5 protein-coding genes are annotated in these 3,874 nt (G+C 38.0%); 2 read left to right on the top strand and 3 right to left on the bottom strand.

What is annotated here, in order from left to right; translation table 11 throughout:
• A partial coding sequence (locus B3E92_RS20880; protein WP_286898122.1) for a group III truncated hemoglobin occupies window positions 1-368 on the bottom strand: 368 nt, incomplete at its 3' end.
• A 167-nt stretch (window positions 369-535) separates the two neighbouring features.
• Between B3E92_RS20880 and B3E92_RS20875 the strand changes: the two genes are divergently transcribed.
• Window positions 536-1,102, top strand: a complete 567-nt coding sequence (locus tag B3E92_RS20875; RefSeq protein WP_070566135.1) for a hypothetical protein — start codon at window positions 536-538, stop codon at window positions 1,100-1,102.
• Window positions 1,103-1,290: 188 nt separating this feature from the next.
• On the opposite strand, the gene B3E92_RS20870 is transcribed toward B3E92_RS20875, so the two are convergent.
• Both B3E92_RS20870 and B3E92_RS20865 read right to left on the bottom strand, forming a co-directional pair.
• Window positions 1,291-1,827 (bottom strand): ExbD/TolR family protein, encoded by a 537-nt coding sequence (locus tag B3E92_RS20870; RefSeq protein ID WP_070566193.1) that lies wholly within the window; start codon window positions 1,825-1,827, stop codon window positions 1,291-1,293.
• Between the two features lie 387 nt (window positions 1,828-2,214).
• Window positions 2,215-2,757, bottom strand: coding sequence for a hypothetical protein (locus tag B3E92_RS20865; protein ID WP_112375583.1), 543 nt, complete (start codon window positions 2,755-2,757; stop codon window positions 2,215-2,217).
• Window positions 2,758-2,929: 172 nt separating this feature from the next.
• Between B3E92_RS20865 and B3E92_RS20860 the strand changes: the two genes are divergently transcribed.
• Window positions 2,930-3,820, top strand: a complete 891-nt coding sequence (locus B3E92_RS20860) for a winged helix-turn-helix domain-containing protein (protein ID WP_286898120.1) — start codon at window positions 2,930-2,932, stop codon at window positions 3,818-3,820.
• Window positions 3,821-3,874 lie beyond the last annotated feature (54 nt).

Raw genomic sequence — 3,874 nt, 5'->3', positions numbered from 1 at the left:
CACCAAAATTGACGAAGAACCATTTTCTGCGCACGCCATTTGGCCTCTTCGGCCTTTTGTCCACTGTATAAGCAATCTACTGTTGCTTCGAATAAATTGAGCCATTGACCAAAGTGTTGTGCATCAATGGGTAAATTGATATGGGGTGGAAAAGGGCTGCCGAAATAACTATGTTCATCCAGCAGGATAGTCTGCCAGAAACTATACATCTTTTCAAGATGTATAGCCCAATTGTCTTGAATTCGTGCCTTAAAAATAGGTCCCAGCAAAGTATCTTTACGTATCGTCGTATAGAATTGATCTACTAATACTTTAATGTCATCGAGTGTTTGAATATCCTGTTTCATCGGCGTATGATCTATGCTCATGAATAAAGGCCTATAGCTGGATCAAAAACTTTTTCATGATGTTTATCTGGATTAAATGTAGTGACATTTATGGAGAATCGCATCACTTGGATGTAAAGATGTCTCGTTGAAATTTTGTAATTCTCTTTTATTGTCAGTAAATTGACTCAATACTAAGGGAAAAACATATGGGAAAATACGTTCTTTTAATCCTATTATCGATGGGATTTTATGCTGTTGAGGCACAGGTTACAACAATTTCGATCAATAAGGAAAATTTTCAGTCTTCTGGTTTTCCATTTAAGGGGAAGCGTGTGTTACAAGTGGAACGCCTTCAGACTCCAAAAGAAGATAATTATATTGTTTTTTCAAAAGAGGAACGGGGTGCTGATCCCGATAAACTTTATGTACAACAATTTCAGCAGATCGATGGAATGTGGCAGCTTGTGGCTGATGAATTGATATCCGAAGAAGGGATTGTTACGTCGGTTTGGGAATCTCGAAAGGCATTTTTTGATGCGGATAGGGATGGTAAATTGGATGCATTATTTATCTATTCAAGGCATCCAAAGGATGACCTGCAAAAGCAGCTAAGCTGTATTGGACTAGTTCTTTATAAGAATAAGTTTTACCGTCTCCGTGCAGAGGAAGCAGATGGTTATAGCCAAACAACGTTTTCGGACAATTATGCATCCCTACCGGTTGAGGTAAAAGAAAATGTGGAACGTTATTGGAATAATCTGGATAAAAGATAATATAGGCTACGCGTCTGGAATCTACCGAAAGATCGATGGATCATATGATCTTTCGGTAAACTTGTTATTGTATATTTGATCAAATAGTAAGCATTTCCGCATTTTTTGATCACTAATTGATTTTACCTATGAAAGGCTCATTCAATAGGTTATCTCAAAGCATGGACAAGATATCGTTTAAATCAATGTTACTGGAGTGCAGCGAGCAATTGCTTTTCTTCTTCGATTTGCGTTTTACTGATTACGTAACGTGCGATATGCTGGTCCTTCAAATGGTCTATCGTTTGAATAACATCTTTCGTGCGCGCTTCTTTGCTAGGTTTAATCAATACAATCATGTCCTTTGTATTGGGCATGGTGCTAATCTTAGCTTTTAACTGTGCAATAACAGCCGAGAGCCCTTTGTCGATATCTACCGGTATTTGTGAAGAGCTGATCGGTTTTTTGAAATCCCCATGATACCACATGAATTTTCCTTCGCCCAGGATAAGAGTTGCCGTGCGGTTTTCATCAATAAGAACCGAACTTTCTATAGCTGATTTAGTTTTGTCTGGCATGGCGATATCCATTGCAGATGGTTTATTTAATGTTGTGGTCAACATAAAAAATGTAATGAGAAGAAATGCGAGGTCTACCATCGCTGTTAAATCTACTTTAGGGGCCATTTTCCTGCTTCTTATTTTTTTCTTTCCCGTTTCTTGCGTTTTTTGATTTAATTCTGCCATGATCGTCATCTTTAGGTTAACACGTTGTTGTTACTCCTTATAATGATGGCAGAAAAGAATGGATTCCACAGTGTTTTTTAAAAAAAATTGAAGTTTTTTTTAGATACTTTCTGTGTTTTTTTTCTTAACTGTTGGTAATCAGTTTTTTTACCTGGTGTTTTTGTTTGTTCGTTGTTGATCAGATTTGTTTAATTCGCTTGTTATTTTTCCTTTCATCCAATTTAGGTCGGTTGCTAGGCTGTCGAAATTTATCGAGTTGGTTTGGTGACTTAATTTGAGTAACAAGGTTACTTTCGCTGTAATTTTTGCTTTTGTACAAATAGTTGTGTTTGCAAAAAAGCCCTTCAATGCTGAAAGGCTTTTCTTGTGGAGTGGTTGTTACGTTACTCAGCAAGCGCCTTGGTTAGGTATGCGTTTATAAATTATTTTGTTATCTCTTTGTACATAGTCGCCCGCTACTATTGGATACGAATACTTAGGCGCGTACATGACACCACGACCCCTTATCGTTATTTTGTCGTTTACTTTCAAGCTTCGCAATTGTTGAAATTCATTGGAATTTTCCAGGCCAAAACTGAGAATATAGTCTTCACGATTAATTCTAACCATCACACCGAAACCTAACTGTGCTCCTAGTGGAAGATAAAGCGAAGTTACAACTGCGGCTATGTCGGCAGAATTCTTTATCTGATTGTTTATTTTCGCCGCGTTGTCAAGTACTTTTATGCCTTCGGGAGATTCTTGCCATTTTTTGAACTTTATACCATTAGGACTCGCTTCCCATTTATTCCTTTCGGCGGTCATTTCAGAACGAGTGCGTGATTTCGCAGCCGATTTTTTAAAAGTTTCATTTTTGATTTCGCGATTGGCAAATGCCAAGCCGCTTCCTATGGCAAGCGGTAAGACCAATACATAGATAATTTTTTTCATATTTTTAAAAGTTTAATGAAGATTCGATTTATCACAGTAAATTAGATCCGTTCAAACTTTTTTCTCGTATCCTTTTTAGCGTGATGTAACAAAAATACGTTGATGATACTTTATATAGTGGGATTTAGACTGTAAATAGTGATGTAATCTTTGTAAATAAATTGTAAATCGTATGTCTGAAAGCCGAAATATTTTCTCAGGGAACCGGAAGTACTTGTATGGCGGGATAATGCTCTTGTTTATTGCAATGGCCTTTATCGCTTTTGATAAGACTGGTACAGACGATTTTGATAGCGCCAGGAGAGAAGTTTTGCTTCGGCGGATAGGGGATGAACTGCTTACACAGTCGGGTGACAGTAGATCAAGGGTGCTTCCGATTGAAAAGATTCAAGAAAATGAATATCAGATCAGGTTTGAGAATGAAATCACCTTTAAACCGGACTCGCTGGTGAGTGCTATTCAGCGCCTGTTGGTCAATGATCCTCTTGCCAGTGATTACGTTGTTAACGTCCTGAATTGTGGCAACTCAAGCGTAGCTTATGGATATGCTATTTCCAGTAATAAAAAAGATGATATTATTGCTTGCAGAGGAAGAGTGCAACCTAAAGGATGTTACATGGTTAACATTAAATTTAAACCTACCGGAATAAACACGGCAGCGAGTAGCCTTTTTTTGATTATTCTGTTGTTTTTAGTATTTGCTGGATTCATTTTTTTGAAAACGGATCGGAGGCGAAGTGCTGTGTTGTACGATCGAAATAACTCTGTTTTAGCCTTTGGGTCAGTTTTGTTTAATCCGCAGGAGCGAGAAATGGTCATTCATGACAACACGATTGATCTCACCGGAACGGAAACTCGTCTGTTGCATATTTTCGCCTTGTCACCTAACCAGACGATAGCACGAACCCGGCTGCAAAAAGAGATTTGGGAAGATGAGAGGATTATTGTCGGGCGCAGTCTAGATATGTTTATATCAAAACTTAGAAAAAAATTGGAGTTTGATCCGACTATCAAAATTACGGTTATACGTGGCAAAGGATATAAACTTGAGGTTAGTTCTTAAGAAGAGTAAGGGGACGGATTGGGCTAAAATGCAAAAGAGGCTGTCTCAAAAAGG

Origin of the sequence: Sphingobacterium sp. UBA6317, assembly GCF_002440385.1 — a bacterium.
Taxonomy (GTDB): domain Bacteria; phylum Bacteroidota; class Bacteroidia; order Sphingobacteriales; family Sphingobacteriaceae; genus Sphingobacterium; species Sphingobacterium multivorum.
The sequence above is the reverse complement of the archived record's forward strand: the minus strand, read 5'-3'. Positions and strand labels throughout refer to the sequence as shown.

What these genes read in the sequence shown, in the direction of transcription:
- B3E92_RS20860 (WP_286898120.1), top strand. Translation starts at nt 2,930, where the DNA reads ATGTCTGAAAGCCGAAATATTTTCTCAGGGAACCGGAAGTACTTGTAT.
- B3E92_RS20870 (WP_070566193.1), bottom strand. Translation starts at nt 1,827, where the DNA reads ATGGCAGAATTAAATCAAAAAACGCAAGAAACGGGAAAGAAAAAAATA.
- B3E92_RS20865 (WP_112375583.1), bottom strand. Translation starts at nt 2,757, where the DNA reads ATGAAAAAAATTATCTATGTATTGGTCTTACCGCTTGCCATAGGAAGC.
- B3E92_RS20875 (WP_070566135.1), top strand. Translation starts at nt 536, where the DNA reads ATGGGAAAATACGTTCTTTTAATCCTATTATCGATGGGATTTTATGCT.